This is a genomic window from Streptomyces sp. NPDC006174 (assembly GCF_040614075.1).
Taxonomy (GTDB): Bacteria; Actinomycetota; Actinomycetes; order Streptomycetales; family Streptomycetaceae; genus Streptomyces.
Genome location: NZ_JBEXTJ010000009.1, coordinates 171,838 through 186,350, shown reverse-complemented (window position 1 = coordinate 186,350; position 14,513 = coordinate 171,838). Strand labels below are relative to the sequence as shown.

Sequence of the window (14,513 nt, the reverse complement as noted above, 5' to 3'; positions counted from 1 at the left end):
ACCTGACGGCCCGTCATGTTAGGTGCAGAGCAAGCCGATTCCCAGAGTCCCGCAAGCACAAGGGCGTACGGAAGCCACGCGTACGACCCGGTTGCGGGCACCGTCACCTGATGTACCGTCAGATTCATGCCCGCTTCCTCGTCCCGCCTCCCTCGCAAGGTCGCTGTCGTCGGCATCGCGCTCGCGGAGTGCGGACGCGTCGACGACGCCACGCCGTACGCCCTCCACGCCCAGGCGGCCCGCCGCGCGCTGGCCGATTCCGGCCTGGACCGCTCGGTGGTGGACGGCTTCGCCTCAGCCGGACTCGGAACGCTGGCGCCGGTGGAGGTCGCGGAGTATCTGGGGCTGCGGCCGACCTGGGTCGACTCCACGGCGGTGGGCGGCGCGACCTGGGAGGTGATGGCGGCCCACGCGGCGGACGCGATCGCGGCGGGCCGGGCGAAGGCCGTACTCCTCGTCTACGGATCCACGGCCCGGGCCGACATCAAGGCGGGCCGCCGCACGTCGAACCTGTCGTTCGGAGCACGAGGGCCGCTCCAGTTCGAGGTGCCGTACGGACACAGCCTGATCGCCAAGTACGCGATGGCCGCCCGCCGCCACATGCACGCGTACGGCACGACCTTGGAGCAGCTCGCCGAGGTGGCCGTGACGGCCCGCGCGAACGCGGCGGCGAACCCGGAGGCGATGTTCCGGGACCCGATCACGGTGGACGACGTGCTGTCCGGGCCCATGATCGCGGACCCGTTCACCAAGCTGCACTGCTGTATCCGCAGCGACGGAGGCTGCGCGGTGCTGCTGGCGGCGGAGGAGTACGTACCGGACACGGCAAAGGCGCCGGTGTGGATCCTCGGCACCGGCGAGCACGTCTCGCACGTGACCATGTCGGAGTGGGAGGACTTCACGGTCTCGCCGGCCGCCGTCTCGGGCCGCCTGGCCTTCGAGCGGGCCGGAGTGCGGCCGGCCGACATCGACCTGGCGGAGATCTACGACGCGTTCACGTACATGACGCTGGTGACGCTGGAGGACCTGGGCTTCTGCGCGAAGGGCGAGGGCGGCGCGTTCGTGGAAAAGGGCCGCACGGGCCTGCGCGGCGAGCTGCCGGTGAACACGGACGGCGGCGGCCTCTCCGCCTGCCATCCCGGGATGCGCGGCCTGTTCCTGCTGGTGGAGGCGGTACGCCAGCTACGCGGCGAGGCCGGCGACCGCCAGGTCCACCGGTCCGGAGGCCGCCTGCCGGAGCTGGCGGTGGCATCGGGGACGGGCGGCTGGTTCTGCTCGTCGGGGACGGTGGTGCTGGGGCGGGGGTGAGGGGGCCACCGCTCCGCCTGTCTCACAGCCCGACGACCGTGACCGCGCTCTCCAGCCCCTTGAAGTCGTCAGCGTTCCGCGTGCAGAGCGGCAGATCCCGGACCGACGCGATGGACGCGATCATCAGGTCCAGGCGTCGCGGCCGAGGGTCGCGCCCAGCCGCGAGGACGAGCGTGACGAGGGTCCCGTAGCGTGCGGCGGCGGCCGCGTCGAAGGGGAGCGGTTCGAAGTCTGCCACCGCCGCCCCCAGCTTCTCCATCCGCGCGGCCCGCACCAGCGGGTCCTTCGCCATGGCCACCCCCTGCTGGAGTTCGGCCAGCGAAACGGCCGTAAGGAGGGGCAGCGCGGGCAGCCGCTCCGGCTCCAGCACATCGAGATCGATGTACGCGCAGGTATCGAGCACACCCGCGCGGTGTCGCTCAGCCACCGTTGCGCTCCCACACGTCGTCGTCGCCCACCCGGTCGTCCCCGCCGAAGAACTCATCCGCCTCGCGGCGCAGCAGCGCACCGTCCACTCGGGGCAGCCGCCGATGCCGGGCCACGAGCTCCTCTGCGCTGAGCTGCCTCTTGCGACTGAGGGGGCGCAGTTCGGCGACCTCTATGCCATTCCGGGTGATGTGGAAGGTCTCACCGCCCTCCACCGCGTCCATGACCTCTGCGGACTTGTTGCGGAACTCCCGCTGCGTGATGGTCTTCATAAAGCCACCGTAGCGCTCTGTGTCTCATCGTGCTACAGCGATCAGAGGCAAGCCATGCGGTCAAATAGCCACCATGAACGCACCCGCCCCGCGCCTCTTCTCCTCCCTCCTGCACGCCCAACGCGTCTGGGACACCGAACTGCCGCACTTCGACCCGGCCACCGCCCCGCCCTCGCCCCTCCCCCTCTTCCATGCGTGGTTCGCCGACGCCGTGGCGGCCGGGCAGCCCGAGCCGCACGCGATGACCCTCGCCACGGCGGACGCCGACGGCCTCCCCGACGTACGCACCCTGCTCCTCCACGGTGCCGACGAGCGCGGCTTCCACTTCGCCTCGCACACCACCAGCGCCAAGGGCCACCAGCTCGCCGCCCGCCCGTACGCCGCGCTCGGCTTCTACTGGCCGGCTCTGGGCCGCCAGGTACGGGTCCGGGGCCCCGTTCTCCGCTGCACACCGGCCGAAAGCCACGCCGACCTGCATGCCCGGTCCACCGGAGCCCTCGCCGCCGCGCTGACCGGCTCACAGAGCGAGGTCGTGGAGTCCGTGGACACCCTCCACCGGACGGCCGACGCGGCCTGGGAGCGGGCCCAGGCGGAGCCGGACGCCGAGGCTCCGACCTGGACCCGGTACGTGGTCGAGCCGGCCGAGGCCGAGTTCTTCCAGGGCGACGCCCGGCGGCGCCACATCCGGCTCCGCTACCGCCGTACGGGGAGCGGCACGGAAGGCGGCGCATGGACGCGCGAGCTGCTCTGGCCCTGAAGCGGCCCCACCAGCACCCCACCGCCCCCCTTAACCCGGTTTCAACAGGAAGAGGGCACTATGGGAGGAAGGCGAGTCGCTGGAGGTACCGATGCCACGAGCCCGTTCCCGCTACGCCCCGGACCGGGGCCTGACCGGTCGCATGGTCACCACCATGTTCCTGATCGGTCTGCTGTACGTCGTCTTCGTGGGCGTGCTCCTCGCGGCCCTGCGCGGTTCCTGGCCGATCATCCTGATCATCACCGGCGGCCTGTTCATCGCCCAGTTCTGGTTCAGCGACCGCATCGCGGCGTACGGCATGGGCGCCCGCGAGGTCACGCCCGAACAGGCCCCCGAGCTGCACGGCACCATCGACCGCATCTGCGCGCTGGCGGACATGCCGAAACCCAAGGTGGCCATCGCCGAGAGTGACGTACCGAACGCGTTCGCCACCGGCCGCAGCGAGAAGACCGCTCTCGTCTGCGCGACGACGGGCCTGCTGCGCCGGCTGGAGCCGGAGGAACTGGAAGGCGTCCTCGCGCACGAGATGTCCCACGTCGCGCACCGGGACGTCGCCGTCATGACGATCGCCTCGTTCCTCGGCGTCCTGGCCGGCATCATCACGCGGATCGCTCTCTGGGGCGGCTTCGCGCGCAGCCGTCCCGGCAACGACCCGGCCGGCGTCCTGCTCCTGCTCATCCCGCTGATCAGCGCCGTCGTGTACGCGATCAGCTTCCTGCTCACCCGGCTGCTCTCCCGCTACCGTGAGCTCTCCGCCGACCGCGCCGCCGCCCTCCTCACCGGCCGGCCCTCCGCCCTCGCCTCGGCGCTGACGAAGGTCAGCGGCCAGATGGCCCGCATCCCGACCGAGGACCTGCGGAAAGCGGAGCCGTACAACGCGTTCTACTTCATGCCCGCGTTCTCCGCGAAGGAGTCCCTGGGCCGGCTGTTCTCCTCGCACCCGACGCTGGAACAGCGCCTGGACCAGCTGTCCCGCATCTCCACCGACCTGTCCCGATAAGGAGCCGTTCCGTGGGCCTGCTCGACGCCATCCTCGGCCGCAGCAAACCCGTCCGCCCCGACCTCGACCAGCTCTTCGCCGTCCCCTCCGCCGCCCTCACCCTCCAGGCCGCCACCGGCCTCACGCCGACCGGCCTGGGCTCGGTCTGCTTCGCGGGCGTGGAAGGCGGCGGTTTCGCTCGCCTCCAGGAGGACGTACGGGAGCTGCTCGACGCGGACACCGAGCGCGGCGGCATCCCGGTGGAGTTCAGCCGCGACACGTACGGCTACACCTGGCTCCTCGCCACCCACCCGGCCGACGACACGGCGGGCCTCGTCAACGACCTGCACGCGGTGAACACCCTGCTCCAGGACGGCGGCTTCGGCCCGCACCTGCTCTGCTCGCTGATCGGCTTCCGGGACGCGGAGGGGCGTGCGCTGGCGCTCGTCTACCTCTACAAGCGCGGCACGTTCTATCCGTTCGCCCCGCTCCCCGGCGGCGCCGAGAAGCGGGACAACCAGTTGGAGCTCCAGGTGCGCGGCGCTCTCGGCGACGACCTGCGGGTCGAGAAGGACCTGTCGCGGTGGTTTCCGGTGTGGGGCGCGCCGGGGTTGTGATCAGGCGCTGACGGTCGCGGTCGCGTGGTCCAGGAACGTGGTCCAGGCGGCCGGGGCGACGGCGAAGGTGGGGCCGTCGGTGACCTTGGAGTCGCGGACGTGGACGGTGTGGAGGCAGGTGGCGACCTCTACGCAGGCGGCGCCTTCGTTGCCGCTGTAGCCCGACTTACGCCAGTCGTAGGCGACTTCGATGCAAGCTTCGCCTTCGTTGCCGCTGTAGCTCGACTTGAACCAGGTCAATCCGGGTCCGTGGCTCACAGTTGCCTCACCTTCGTCTCGATGATCTCCGCCGACTTCCAGGGGTTGTGCGCCTGAGCCCGCAGAATGCCGAAGAGGTCCAAATGGTCGCTCACTTGCTCCGGCTTCGAGATCAACCTACCGCCGCCCTGAGCCTCGACATACAGCAGATTGCGACCTTCCGCTGTGGACATCAACTGCATGGGCCCCATCAGCCCCGCATGCGTGTGCTGGTCCGACGGCATCACCTGCACCGTCAGGTGGTTGAACCGCTCGATGCAGTCCAGCACGTGCAGCAACTGCTCCTTCAGCACCTCCGGTCCGCCCAGCGTCCGGTCCAGGACCGACTCCTCGATGACGTACCCGATACGCGGCGGCGACTTGCGCGTCAGTACCGTCTGCCGTTCCAGTCGCGCTTCGACGTGCCGGATGATCTCCGCCTCCGAGTACGCCGGTACGCGCGAGTGGTACAGCGCCGTCGCATACGCCTCCGTCTGGAGCAGGCCAGGCATCAGCATCGTCTCGTACGCGCTGATGATGCGCGCAAGCCGTTCCAGCCGCGCCCAGTCCAGGAACTTCGGCGGGTACTTCTCCTCGTCCACCAGATCGCAGCATGCCTCCAGCGCCCCATCCGCTCCGAACGCGCGCTCGGCGTCCGCCAGCACCTCCCGCGAAGGAATGCGTTCCGCTCGCTCGAACGCTCCCATCAGGGATTCCGAGATCAGCAGCACGTCGGCCGCCGTCTTCTGCGTGTGTCCGGCCCGCGCCCGGTGGATACGGATCAGGTCTCCCACGAGCCGCAGTCCGTGCGTCGGTGCACCACTCGTCCCCACAGCCATCCCGCCCTCCTCACATCGCCTTGATGTACGCCGTGTTCCGCTGGTCACGCTACGCAGCCGAGGGAATGCTCGTAGCCATGACGAGCAAGAAACACCCTGAATGGGTACCGGCCGCCGGACACCAACTCCACCTCACCGGCATCTACTTCGACGCCATCCGGCTCCGGGGCGTCCGAGGCGAGGCCGTGCTCCAGCATCTGGCGACGCTGACCGAGGGCGAGCCGGGGCCGGTGGTGCGGGAGATGGCCGGGGCGCGGTGGACGTACTTCCTGATTCCGCCGGGGACGAGCGACGGGTACGACTGGCCGCCGGGTGCGAAGTGCTTCGGGCCGGCGGCGCGGGACGAGTGGGTGGGCATCCCGGCGCCGGACGGCAACACGTATCCGCTGAGCTGGCGGTGCGGTGCGCCGGAGGAGGACGAGTTCGTGGATCCGGAGCTGCTGCACGGGCTGGTGATGGCCCAGCTGGCTCCGGCGGCCCACGAGGAGTGAGCGGGTTCAGCGGCCGGGCCGGAAGACCGGTACCGCCTCCCGGAACGTGACCGTCAGCCCCATACCGATGCGGAGGTCGCCGTGCGCGCACTCCACGACCTCCGTCATCATCCGCGGCCCCTCGGCGAGGTCGACGACAGCGGCCACGTACGGGACGCGGTCCCCGAAGGGCGGCAGGTCGTTGCGGTGGACGACCGACCACGTGTACAGGGTCGCGTCACCACTCGCGCGCTCCCACTCCACGTCCTCGCTCCAGCAGTACGGGCAGAACTCGCGCGGGTAGTGGTGCGCCCGGCCGCAGCCGCCGCACCGCCGGATCAGCAGCCGCCCCTCCGCCGCCGCGTCCCAGTACGGCCGCGTGAAGGCGTCCGGCTCGGGAAGGTCGAAGCGCGGGCCCGCCGCTGTCCGGTCCGCGCTCACAGGAAGAGCCCGAACGCCGCGTCCAGTGACCACGTCTGCCAGGCCATCGCGAACAGGGCCACCAGCGAGATCAGGGCCATCATCGCGTTCTGCCCCTGCTCGGCCCAGTCGTGGATCATCAGGACCAGGTACAGGAGGTTGAGGAGGAGGCCGGCGATCAGGGCGATGGGGGTGAGGAAGCCCGTCACCAGGCCCAGTCCGAGGGCGAGTTCGGCGTGGACGACGACGTACGCGATCACCTTCGGGCGCGGTTCCACGACCCGCCGGAAGCCGGTACGCACCACGCCCCACCGGTGCTTGTCCGCCACGTCCGCCGCCCAGGCGATCCCCGTACCGCGCTCGAACCAGCCCTTCCTGTCCTTGTGCCGCCAGCTTTCCAGCCACCACAGGCCGAGGCCTATGCGCAGGACGGCGAGCCACTCCGCACCGCCGAGCCAGATCGTCTGCATCGGCCCTCCAGTTGTCGCCTTCTGACGGTACGTCAGTTCAGCGGATGCGGGCCGCCCGCGCAAGAGGTCTGCACGGCCCTCAGCGCCGCCGCCTGCGGCCCCGCAGCCACGCCAGGTAGACGCCGCCCAGCGCACCCGTCACCACGCCCACCGGCAGCGGGCCCGCCGTCGGCAGCGTGATCGCCACCAGGTCGGAGGCGGAGAGCAGCAGTGCGCCCATCGCGGCGGCGGGCAGCAGACCCGTTCCCGTACCGCGGCTCAGGCGGCGGGCCAGCTGCGGTGCGCAGAGCGCCACGAACACGATCGGCCCGGCCACCGAGACCGCCACCGCGCTGAGTCCCACCGCGACCAGGAGGACGAGCACGCGCGTCCGGCCCGCCTCGATGCCCAGGCCGCCCGCCGCCTCGTCGCCCATCTCCAGCAGGTCCAGCCGACGGACCAGAGGAAGAGCGAGCAGGAGCAGGGCCGCCAGCGCGATGAGAGCCGGGAGGATCTGGTGGCGTTCGGTGGAGCCGAGGCTGCCGATCAGCCAGAGCTGGGCCGACTGGGCGTGGTCGAGGGCGGCTCGCGTAAGCAGGTACGCGTTGACCGAGGTCAGCAGAGAACCGACCGCGATTCCGGCGAGGATGAGCCGGTTGCCCCGGAACGAGCCGCGTCGGGCCAGGAGTTGGACGGTCACCGCCGTGGCCAGTCCGCCGCCTGCTGCTCCCACCGCCACGTACGCCGGGTTTCCGTGCAGCAGGACCAGCAACGCACCGGTCGCCGCACCGGAGTTGAAGCCCACGATGTCCGGGCTGCCGAGCGGGTTACGGGAGAGCTGCTGGAACAGCGCACCGGCCGCGCCCAGTGCCGCACCGACGACGAGCCCGAGCGCCACGCGCGGCAGCCGCAGCTCCAGGACCACGAACGCGACCTGCTCCGAGCCCGCGCCGAACAGTGCGCCGAGCACCTCTGCGGGCGGTACGAGACCGTCCCGGGTGAGCGCGAGCGCGCCGCTGGCTGCCGCGAGGAGGGCCAGGAGGAGGGTGACGGCGAGAGGCCGGAAGCGTACGCGGAGGGAGAGGGATCGGGTCCGTACCACCGTGGTTCGCGTCAGAGCTCCTCGTACCGCCGCCGTTCGGGTCAGAACGCTCATGCCGTCGCCGCCTTCCGCGAGGCGGACCGGGTGCGGCCGATCAGCCAGATCAGCACCGGCGCTCCCACGAACGCCGTCACGATGCCCACCTGGATCTCGGCCGGCCGCGCGATGACCCGGCCCACGATGTCCGCGACGAGCAGCAGGCCCGCGCCGATGAGGACCGCGTACGGCATCAGGCGGCGGTGGTCCGGGCCGGTGAGCAGGCGGGCCACGTGCGGTGCGACCAGGCCGATGAAGCCGACCGGGCCGATCGCGGCCGTCGCGGCTCCGCTGAGGAGCACCGTGGCGAGCGTGCCGAGCAGCCGTACGCGTCCCGGCGCGACGCCCAGCGCGCGGCCGGCCTCGTCGCCGAGCGCGAACGCGTTCAGGGCCGGCGCGACGGTGAGCGCCAGCACCGCACCGACCAGCAGGAACGGCAACACCTCCCAGAGCACCGGGAGTTCGCGGCCCGCCAGCGTACCGACGGACCACATCCGCAGCGTCCCGTACGCGTCCGCGTCCAGCACGCCGAGCCCGCTGACCACGGCGCCCAGCACCGCGGTGACGGCGACTCCCGCCAGCACGAGCCCTTCCGGAGTCCCGCGACCCGCGCCCCGGCCGCCGAGCAGGTACACGACCACCACCGCGACCGCCGCTCCGAGCAGCGCCCACCAGACGACGGCCTGGAGCGAGCGCGTACCGAGCAGGACGGTCGCGGCGACGACCGCGCAGGCGGCGCCGGTGTTGACGCCGAGGATGCCGGGATCGGCCAGCGGGTTACGGGTCATGCCCTGCATCACCGCACCGGCCAGGCCGAGCGCCGCTCCGGCCGTGACGGCGAGGAGCGTGCGCGGCACCCGGACCTCGCGGACGAGCGAGGCGTGCGGAGCGTCCGGGTCGGACAGCGCGGCCAGCACCTCGGCCGGCGGTACGGGCTGCGCGCCCACGGCGAGGCCGCCGGCCACGGCGAGGGCCAGGAGGAGCAGGCCCGCCGTGAGCCCGGCGGCGTACCGTACGCGTACGGCGGGTCTCTTACGGATCACGGCGCTTGAGGTTCACGTCGTTCCCGGCCACCGTCAGCCGAAGGCCGTCTCGATCTTGTCGATCAGGTTGCCCGCGCTGTAGTAGTCCAGCCGGAAGGTGTCGAGACCGAGGTCGTGCACGCGCTTGTCCTTGACGGCGGCCAGGTCCTTCCAGACCGGGCGCGCGGTGGCGGCGGTGATCTCCTCGGGCGTGTGGCTGACGAAGAGGAGCGAGCTGTCCTTCGCGGTGTCGGCCACCTTCTCCTGGCTGAACTCGGCGAAGTCCGAACGGCCGCCCTGCGTCTGGCCCTTGCCGGCCGGCGGTTCCAGAACGGTGAAGCCGAGCGAGGTGAGCAGCCGGCCCTGGGCGGACTCGGGAGTGAAGACGGTCATCGCGGACTGGTTGTCGCGGACGAGCGCGGCGGACTGCTTCGGCACGGTGATGGCGGCCTTGACCTCACCGACCCGCTCGTCGTGGGCGGCGACGACCTCGCTCGCGCGCTTCTCCAGGCCGAGGTCCTTGCCGAGGCGGGCGGTGAGGTCCTGCCAGGAGACGTCGTCGTGGCGGTAGAGGAGGGTCGGCGCGACGGCGGAGAGCTTGTCGTAGAACTTCTCGGCGTTCTCCGCGCCGGAGGAGGCGCCGACGATGAGGTCCGGCTTCAGGGCCAGTACTTTCTCCACGTCGGGCTCGAAGCCCTGGTAGGCGACCTTGACGCTGTTCTTGGCGGCCGCGTCGGACCACTGCGTGAAGAAGCCCTGCTTGTCGGTGATGACCGAGGGCGGAGTGGCCTGCGAGGCGATGACCGGGGCGTCGAGCGCGAGCAGGTGGCCGGTCATGGTGACGCTGACCGAGACGATGCGCTTCGGCTGTGCCGGGACCTTCTCGGCCGTACCGGCGTCGTGCTTGACGGAGTGGGTGGCGGCGGCAGCCTTGTCGCTCGTGCCGGTCCCGGCGCTCTTGTCGGCCGTGTCACCGCAGGCGGTGAGCGCGAGGAGCCCGGCCGCGAGGACCGCCACTCCCTGGAACCGGGTCCGAAGCTGTCTGCCGTTCATGTACGTCCCACCCCTTCGACCGCCTGGTGGGCGCGCGGCACCGCACCGCGCGAGGGCCCCCGATGGTCACCTCACATCAACCGAAGCAAGGTTAGCCTTACCTTAGACGGGGTGAGCGGAGCGAAGGGTGCGCAACCGCCACATCCTGCCTCTCGTGATCAATTCGCAATCGATTCCCACCTTGACCGAGACCCATCAACAGAGCGGGCGATTACGCTCCGAACCATGCCCAACAGCCCGTCCCCCACCGGCAGTACCGACGCCGTCGCGCTCACCGACCGTACGGACGACCGCCCCGTCTACGTCATCGGCGGCGGCCCCGGCGGCCTCGCCACCGCCGCCGCGCTCCGCGACCGTGGCGTACGGGTGGTGGTCCTGGAGAAGGCGGACCGGGTCGGCGCCTCCTGGCGCGGCCACTACGACCGGCTGCACCTGCACACCACGCGGCGGTGGTCGGCGCTGCCGGGGCTGAAGATGCCGCGCAGGTTCGGCCGGTGGGTCGGCCGGGACGATGTGGTGCGGTACCTGGAGAAGTACACCGAGCACCATGAGCTGGAGGTGGTGACGGGCGTCGAGGTGACCCGGATCGACCCGGCTCCCGACGGCTCCGGCGACTGGCAGCTGACCGCCACCGGCGGCCGCGTCCTGCGGGCCCGCGCGGTCGTCGTCGCGACCGGCTTCAACCACACGCCGCGCGTTCCGGAGTGGCCGGGCCGCGACACGTTCACCGGCGAGCTGCTGCACGCGGCGGAGTACCGGAACCCGGCCCCGTACGCCGACAAGGACGTCCTGGTGGTCGGCATCGGCAACACCGGGGCCGAGATCGCGGCGGACCTGGCGGAAGGCGGCGCCTCGCGCGTGCGGATCGCGGTGCGTACGGCTCCGCACATCGTGCGGCGCTCCACGGCCGGCTGGCCCGCGCAGGCGACCGGCATCCTGGTCCGCCGGCTGCCGGTGTGGCTGGTGGACCGGGCGGGGTCCGTGATGGCGCGGATCGCCGTACCGGATCTGTCGGCGAAGGGGCTGCCGCGGCCGGAGTCGGGCCTGTACTCGCGGGTGCGGGAGGGTGCGATTCCGGTGCAGGACGTCGGCCTGATCGCCGCGGTGAAGACCGGCACGGTGGTTCCGGTGGCGACCGTCGCCTCCTTCGAGAAGGACGCGGTGCTCCTGGCCGACGGCACCCGCCTCACCCCGGACACGGTCATCGCGGCGACCGGCTACACCCGTGCCCTGGAGCCGCTGCTCGGCCACCTGGACGTGCTGGACGCGCGCGGCCGCCCGGTCGTCCACGGCGCCCGCACGCCGAAGCAGGCGCCGGGCCTCTACTTCACCGGCTTCACCAACCCGATCAGCGGGATGCTCCGCGAAATGGCCCTGGACGCGCGGAAGATCGCGAAGAGGGTCGCGCGGGCGCACTGAGGTCCCGCGTCGCGCCGCTGGTGGCGCTCGGGGCCCGGCAGGCGCGGACGGCCGGCGAGGCCGTCGCGGCGAGTGGCCTGGTCATCGCCTGCCTGACCACGTTCGCGTCCACCGTCGAGGCGCTCGGGCCGGCCGCAGCGACGATCGGAGGCCACCTTGGTGACCCTGAACAGCGGGTCACCGGCCGAGGCCCGGGCGATGGCCGACTGGGCGTCCAGGCACGGCGCGCGCTATCTCGGCGGAGCGGTCAAGAACGTGCCGTCCGCCGTCGGCGCCGAGGACACCCTGCTGTACTACGGCGGCGACCGGCGCGTCTTCGACGAGCACGCGGCGACCCTGCGGGTGCTGGGCGGCGACACCGTCCACCTCGGCGACGACCCCGACCTCGCGGCGCTGTACGAGATGGCGGTCGGCGGCACCCTGCTCCCCGCGCTCGTCGGCTTCTTCCAGGGTGCGGCGGCGCTCCGGGCGCGCGGTCTCGACGCCGCCTCCATGGTGCGGTTCGGGGTCAAGTGGTTCGACATGATCGGCGCGCTCCTGCCGGTCTTCGCCGAGGAGATCGACCGGCGCGACTACGGCGATCCCGCGTCCTCGGTGGACCTGTTCCTGGCCGGAGCGGCCCACGACGAGGCGTTCGCCGAGGAGGCCGGGCTGGACGTGGCGTGGCACCTGCCCTTCCACGACCTGCTGCGGCGCGCCGTCGACGCCGGTCATGGCGGCCACAGCATCTCGGCCCTGACCGAGGTGCTCAGGAGCCCGGCATGATCCGAACGGAAGGCCCTACGCCCACACTCCGCGCGCCGCGACGCTCCGCGCCCACGGCTCCAGGCCGGCCGGAGCGCGGCCCAGGACCTGCTGGACGCCGTCGGTGACCTCGGCCGTGTGGCCCGCGCGGTGCAGGGCGAACATGGCGTTCAGCGCGTCGGCCGCCGCCTCCGGCCAGCCCTCGGCGAGGAGTTCGGCGCGGTACGCGGCCGCGGTCAGCTCCTCGTAGCGGATCGGGCGGCCCGCCGCCTCGGCGATCGTGCGGGTGGCCTCGGCGAAGGTGAGCGCGCGCGGGCCCGACAGGTCGTACGTCTTGCCGTCGTGGCCGTCCTCGGTGAGGACCGCCGCCGCGACCGCCGCCACGTCGTCGGCGTCGATGAACGGCTCCGGCATGTCGCCGATCGGCAGGCCCAGCCGGCCGGCCCGGAGCGGGGCCAGCCACAGGTCCTCGTCGAAGTTCTGGAAGAAGTTGTTGGGCCGCAGGAGCGTCCACGCGGCTCCGGTCTCCTGGACCGCCGCCTCGGCGGCCGCCATGCCCTGGCCGAACTCCGCGCCCGCCTTCTCGATGCCGTGGCCGGAGAGCACGACGAAGCGGCGTACGCCGGAGGCTTCGGCCTGCCGCACGAACTCCCGTACCGGAGAAGGGTCGTCGGGCGCCACGAGGTAGAGCGCGTCGGCTCCGGCGAGTGCCGGCTCCCAGGTCTCGGGCAGCGTCCAGTCGAAGCGGACCTCACCGGAGCGGGAGGCCGGCCGGACCGTGACCGCAGCCGAGTCGCGCAGACGGGCCACGACCCGGCGGCCGGTCTTGCCGGTGGCGCCGAGGACGAGGACGGTGGACGGGGTGGTGCGGTGCGTGCCGGTCTTCGCTGTCATGGGGCAAGTCCATCGCGCGGCGGCCATCCGGGCCATGGGCGCCCGTCCGTCGTGCATAGGTGAGCGTCCGGCCCAGGGGTACCACCGGTCCGGGCACGCGATGTTTCTGCCTATCGTGGCGCCATGGACGTGTTCGACGAGCTGTTGCGGGGCGTGCGGGGCAAGGGTGCGGTGTTCGGGCGGTCGGTGCTCTGGCCGCCGTGGTCCCTGCGCTTCACGGACGGGGCCTACCTGACGCTGTGCCTGCCGATGCGCGGGTCCGGCTGGATCGTGCCGGAGGGCGGGGAGCCGCTGCGGCTGGCGGTCGGCGAGGCCGCGATCGTACGGGGGCCGGCGCCGTTCACCTTCACCGACGACCCGGAGAACGCGGCGAAGCCGGGCGTACGGGAGGTGCACTGGAGCGCCGACATGTCCGCCGCGCCCGAACTCGACGGTCCCACCGTGCTGTTGGCCGCCACCTACGACGTACAGGCGCAGGTTCCTCAGCGGCTGCTCCGGGCGCTCCCGCCGGCGCTCGTCGTGCCCGACGAGGACGACTGCGGGCCGCTGCGCGACTACCTGGTCGCGCAGATCGGCGGCGCGCGGCCCGGCCACCAGATCGTGCTGGACCGGCTGCTGGACTGGATGCTGGTGTGCACGCTGCGGGACTGGTTCGACCGCCCGGAGGCCGAGCCGCCGGGCTGGTACGGAGCCCTCGGCGACGAGGTCGCGGGCCCCGCGCTCCGCGCGATGCACGAGGACCCGGCCCATCCCTGGACCACGGCGGAGCTGGCGGCCCGGGCCGGAGTCTCGCGGACGACACTGGCGAAACGGTTCACGGAGCTGGTCGGCGACGGCCCGGTGGCGTACCTGACCGAGTGGCGCATGACCCTCGCCGCCGACCTGCTGACCCGCCCGGAGCTGACGGTGGCGGCGGTGGCCCGACGGGTCGGCTACGCGGACGCGTTCGGCTTCAGCGCGGCGTTCAAGCGACTGCGCGGCGAGAGCCCGAGCACGTACCGCCAGGAGGCGACGGCGGCGGGACCGGTGCGGTCCGCTCCGGCGGGGTGAGAGCGGGGCGCCGGCCGTCAGGCCGTGACCACCGGAACGCCGTCCGGCCGCCCGGCGAGCAGGGCCGCGATGTGGTCCGCGCAGCGTAGGGCGGCGGTGGCCATGGCGGTCCTGGTCATTCCGGCGAGGAACGCCGCCCGCGGCGGCACTCCGGCCCGGGACTTGACCGCGTGGTGGCCGAGCCCGTCCCGTACCGCCTCGGCGAGCAGCGCGGCCTCCTCGAAGGGGTCGAAGTCGGCGAACTCCACCCGGCCGCCCCAGTCGGCCCGCGCTCCGGCGCGATCGGCCACCCGCCGCAGGTTCAGCGTGACGGCCAGCCCATGGCCGAGCAGCCGCTCCAGCTCCCGGCCGAGCAACGCACCGGGAGCCGCGTCCACCAGCAGCACACGGAACCGTTCCATCACCGCTCCGTCCGGTGG

General features: G+C 72.2%; 18 protein-coding genes and 1 pseudogene. 8 read left to right on the top strand and 11 right to left on the bottom strand.

Features of this window, described 5'->3' with window-relative positions:
- Positions 1 to 126 precede the first annotated feature (126 nt).
- Positions 127 to 1,308 carry an acetyl-CoA acetyltransferase gene (locus ABZ267_RS21885; RefSeq protein WP_356747576.1) on the top strand — a complete coding sequence of 394 codons (1,182 nt, stop codon included), beginning with the start codon at positions 127 to 129 and terminating at the stop codon, positions 1,306 to 1,308.
- Positions 1,309 to 1,330: 22 nt separating this feature from the next.
- Here the strand turns inward: ABZ267_RS21885 and ABZ267_RS21880 are convergent, their stop codons facing one another.
- A complete protein-coding gene (locus ABZ267_RS21880) occupies positions 1,331 to 1,735 on the bottom strand; it encodes a type II toxin-antitoxin system VapC family toxin (protein ID WP_356747575.1) in 405 nt (134 codons plus the stop codon).
- Positions 1,728 to 2,006, bottom strand: a complete 279-nt coding sequence (locus tag ABZ267_RS21875) for a type II toxin-antitoxin system Phd/YefM family antitoxin (RefSeq protein WP_018510729.1) — start codon at positions 2,004 to 2,006, stop codon at positions 1,728 to 1,730. The genes ABZ267_RS21880 and ABZ267_RS21875 overlap by 8 nt, the downstream gene beginning before the upstream one ends.
- A gap of 73 nt (positions 2,007 to 2,079) precedes the next feature.
- Between ABZ267_RS21875 and ABZ267_RS21870 the strand changes: the two genes are divergently transcribed.
- The 3 genes from ABZ267_RS21870 (at position 2,080) to ABZ267_RS21860 (ending at position 4,359) form a co-directional block, all read left to right on the top strand.
- Positions 2,080 to 2,763: a pyridoxal 5'-phosphate synthase gene (locus ABZ267_RS21870; RefSeq protein ID WP_356747573.1), complete on the top strand. Its 684-nt coding sequence runs from the start codon at positions 2,080 to 2,082 to the stop codon at positions 2,761 to 2,763.
- Positions 2,764 to 2,854: 91 nt separating this feature from the next.
- On the top strand, positions 2,855 to 3,763 hold the full coding sequence (gene htpX, locus ABZ267_RS21865; RefSeq protein ID WP_356747571.1) for a zinc metalloprotease HtpX: 909 nt from the start codon (positions 2,855 to 2,857) through the stop codon (positions 3,761 to 3,763).
- Positions 3,764 to 3,774: 11 nt separating this feature from the next.
- A complete protein-coding gene (locus ABZ267_RS21860) occupies positions 3,775 to 4,359 on the top strand; it encodes a hypothetical protein (protein WP_356747569.1) in 585 nt (194 codons plus the stop codon).
- On the opposite strand, the gene ABZ267_RS21855 is transcribed toward ABZ267_RS21860, so the two are convergent.
- Both ABZ267_RS21855 and ABZ267_RS21850 read right to left on the bottom strand, forming a co-directional pair.
- Entirely contained in the window at positions 4,360 to 4,617 is a 258-nt protein-coding gene (locus tag ABZ267_RS21855; protein ID WP_356747567.1) for a DUF397 domain-containing protein, read from the bottom strand. It abuts the gene before it with no gap.
- A complete protein-coding gene (locus tag ABZ267_RS21850; protein WP_356747565.1) occupies positions 4,614 to 5,435 on the bottom strand; it encodes a helix-turn-helix transcriptional regulator in 822 nt (273 codons plus the stop codon). The genes ABZ267_RS21855 and ABZ267_RS21850 overlap by 4 nt, the downstream gene beginning before the upstream one ends.
- A gap of 77 nt (positions 5,436 to 5,512) precedes the next feature.
- Between ABZ267_RS21850 and ABZ267_RS21845 the strand changes: the two genes are divergently transcribed.
- Positions 5,513 to 5,926, top strand: a complete 414-nt coding sequence (locus tag ABZ267_RS21845; RefSeq protein ID WP_356364106.1) for a hypothetical protein — start codon at positions 5,513 to 5,515, stop codon at positions 5,924 to 5,926.
- Between the two features lie 6 nt (positions 5,927 to 5,932).
- Here the strand turns inward: ABZ267_RS21845 and ABZ267_RS21840 are convergent, their stop codons facing one another.
- From ABZ267_RS21840 to fepB, 5 genes are all read right to left on the bottom strand, one after another.
- Positions 5,933 to 6,346, bottom strand: a complete 414-nt coding sequence (locus ABZ267_RS21840) for a Zn-ribbon domain-containing OB-fold protein (protein WP_356747563.1) — start codon at positions 6,344 to 6,346, stop codon at positions 5,933 to 5,935.
- Positions 6,343 to 6,795, bottom strand: a complete 453-nt coding sequence (locus ABZ267_RS21835; RefSeq protein ID WP_356747561.1) for a DoxX family protein — start codon at positions 6,793 to 6,795, stop codon at positions 6,343 to 6,345. The genes ABZ267_RS21840 and ABZ267_RS21835 overlap by 4 nt, the downstream gene beginning before the upstream one ends.
- A 79-nt stretch (positions 6,796 to 6,874) precedes the next feature.
- Positions 6,875 to 7,930: an iron chelate uptake ABC transporter family permease subunit gene (locus ABZ267_RS21830; RefSeq protein ID WP_356747559.1), complete on the bottom strand. Its 1,056-nt coding sequence runs from the start codon at positions 7,928 to 7,930 to the stop codon at positions 6,875 to 6,877.
- A complete protein-coding gene (locus ABZ267_RS21825; protein WP_356747557.1) occupies positions 7,927 to 8,955 on the bottom strand; it encodes an iron ABC transporter permease in 1,029 nt (342 codons plus the stop codon). The genes ABZ267_RS21830 and ABZ267_RS21825 overlap by 4 nt, the downstream gene beginning before the upstream one ends.
- A 33-nt stretch (positions 8,956 to 8,988) precedes the next feature.
- Complete coding sequence (fepB, locus tag ABZ267_RS21820) at positions 8,989 to 9,987, bottom strand: Fe2+-enterobactin ABC transporter substrate-binding protein (RefSeq protein WP_356747555.1); 999 nt, start codon at positions 9,985 to 9,987, stop codon at positions 8,989 to 8,991.
- A gap of 225 nt (positions 9,988 to 10,212) precedes the next feature.
- On the opposite strand from fepB, the gene ABZ267_RS21815 reads away from it, so the two are divergent.
- Positions 10,213 to 11,406: an NAD(P)/FAD-dependent oxidoreductase gene (locus ABZ267_RS21815; protein ID WP_356747553.1), complete on the top strand. Its 1,194-nt coding sequence runs from the start codon at positions 10,213 to 10,215 to the stop codon at positions 11,404 to 11,406.
- A 2-nt stretch (positions 11,407 to 11,408) separates the two neighbouring features.
- Positions 11,409 to 12,171, top strand: a pseudogene (locus ABZ267_RS21810) (NAD(P)-dependent oxidoreductase); the annotation flags it as partial.
- 15 nt (positions 12,172 to 12,186) lie between these two features.
- On the opposite strand, the gene ABZ267_RS21805 reads toward ABZ267_RS21810, so the two are convergent.
- Complete coding sequence (locus ABZ267_RS21805; RefSeq protein WP_356747552.1) at positions 12,187 to 13,044, bottom strand: NAD(P)H-binding protein; 858 nt, start codon at positions 13,042 to 13,044, stop codon at positions 12,187 to 12,189.
- A 123-nt stretch (positions 13,045 to 13,167) separates the two neighbouring features.
- On the opposite strand from ABZ267_RS21805, the gene ABZ267_RS21800 reads away from it, so the two are divergent.
- The gene (locus tag ABZ267_RS21800; RefSeq protein WP_356747550.1) at positions 13,168 to 14,094 is read left to right on the top strand and encodes an AraC family transcriptional regulator; all 927 of its coding nucleotides are present in this window, start codon (positions 13,168 to 13,170) and stop codon (positions 14,092 to 14,094) included.
- 17 nt (positions 14,095 to 14,111) lie between these two features.
- On the opposite strand, the gene ABZ267_RS21795 is transcribed toward ABZ267_RS21800, so the two are convergent.
- Positions 14,112 to 14,495: a hypothetical protein gene (locus ABZ267_RS21795; protein ID WP_356747548.1), complete on the bottom strand. Its 384-nt coding sequence runs from the start codon at positions 14,493 to 14,495 to the stop codon at positions 14,112 to 14,114.
- Between the last annotated feature and the right edge of the window lie 18 nt (positions 14,496 to 14,513).

Excerpts from the sequence above, each read along its gene's own strand:
- ABZ267_RS21885 (WP_356747576.1), top strand. The coding sequence starts at position 127 with ATGCCCGCTTCCTCGTCCCGCCTCCCTCGCAAGGTCGCTGTCGTCGGC.
- ABZ267_RS21875 (WP_018510729.1), bottom strand. The coding sequence starts at position 2,006 with ATGAAGACCATCACGCAGCGGGAGTTCCGCAACAAGTCCGCAGAGGTC.
- ABZ267_RS21870 (WP_356747573.1), top strand. The coding sequence starts at position 2,080 with ATGAACGCACCCGCCCCGCGCCTCTTCTCCTCCCTCCTGCACGCCCAA.
- htpX (WP_356747571.1), top strand. The coding sequence starts at position 2,855 with ATGCCACGAGCCCGTTCCCGCTACGCCCCGGACCGGGGCCTGACCGGT.
- ABZ267_RS21850 (WP_356747565.1), bottom strand. The coding sequence starts at position 5,435 with ATGGCTGTGGGGACGAGTGGTGCACCGACGCACGGACTGCGGCTCGTG.
- ABZ267_RS21845 (WP_356364106.1), top strand. The coding sequence starts at position 5,513 with ATGACGAGCAAGAAACACCCTGAATGGGTACCGGCCGCCGGACACCAA.
- ABZ267_RS21835 (WP_356747561.1), bottom strand. The coding sequence starts at position 6,795 with ATGCAGACGATCTGGCTCGGCGGTGCGGAGTGGCTCGCCGTCCTGCGC.
- ABZ267_RS21830 (WP_356747559.1), bottom strand. The coding sequence starts at position 7,930 with ATGAGCGTTCTGACCCGAACGGCGGCGGTACGAGGAGCTCTGACGCGA.
- fepB (WP_356747555.1), bottom strand. The coding sequence starts at position 9,987 with ATGAACGGCAGACAGCTTCGGACCCGGTTCCAGGGAGTGGCGGTCCTC.
- ABZ267_RS21815 (WP_356747553.1), top strand. The coding sequence starts at position 10,213 with ATGCCCAACAGCCCGTCCCCCACCGGCAGTACCGACGCCGTCGCGCTC.
- ABZ267_RS21805 (WP_356747552.1), bottom strand. The coding sequence starts at position 13,044 with ATGACAGCGAAGACCGGCACGCACCGCACCACCCCGTCCACCGTCCTC.
- ABZ267_RS21800 (WP_356747550.1), top strand. The coding sequence starts at position 13,168 with ATGGACGTGTTCGACGAGCTGTTGCGGGGCGTGCGGGGCAAGGGTGCG.
- ABZ267_RS21795 (WP_356747548.1), bottom strand. The coding sequence starts at position 14,495 with ATGGAACGGTTCCGTGTGCTGCTGGTGGACGCGGCTCCCGGTGCGTTG.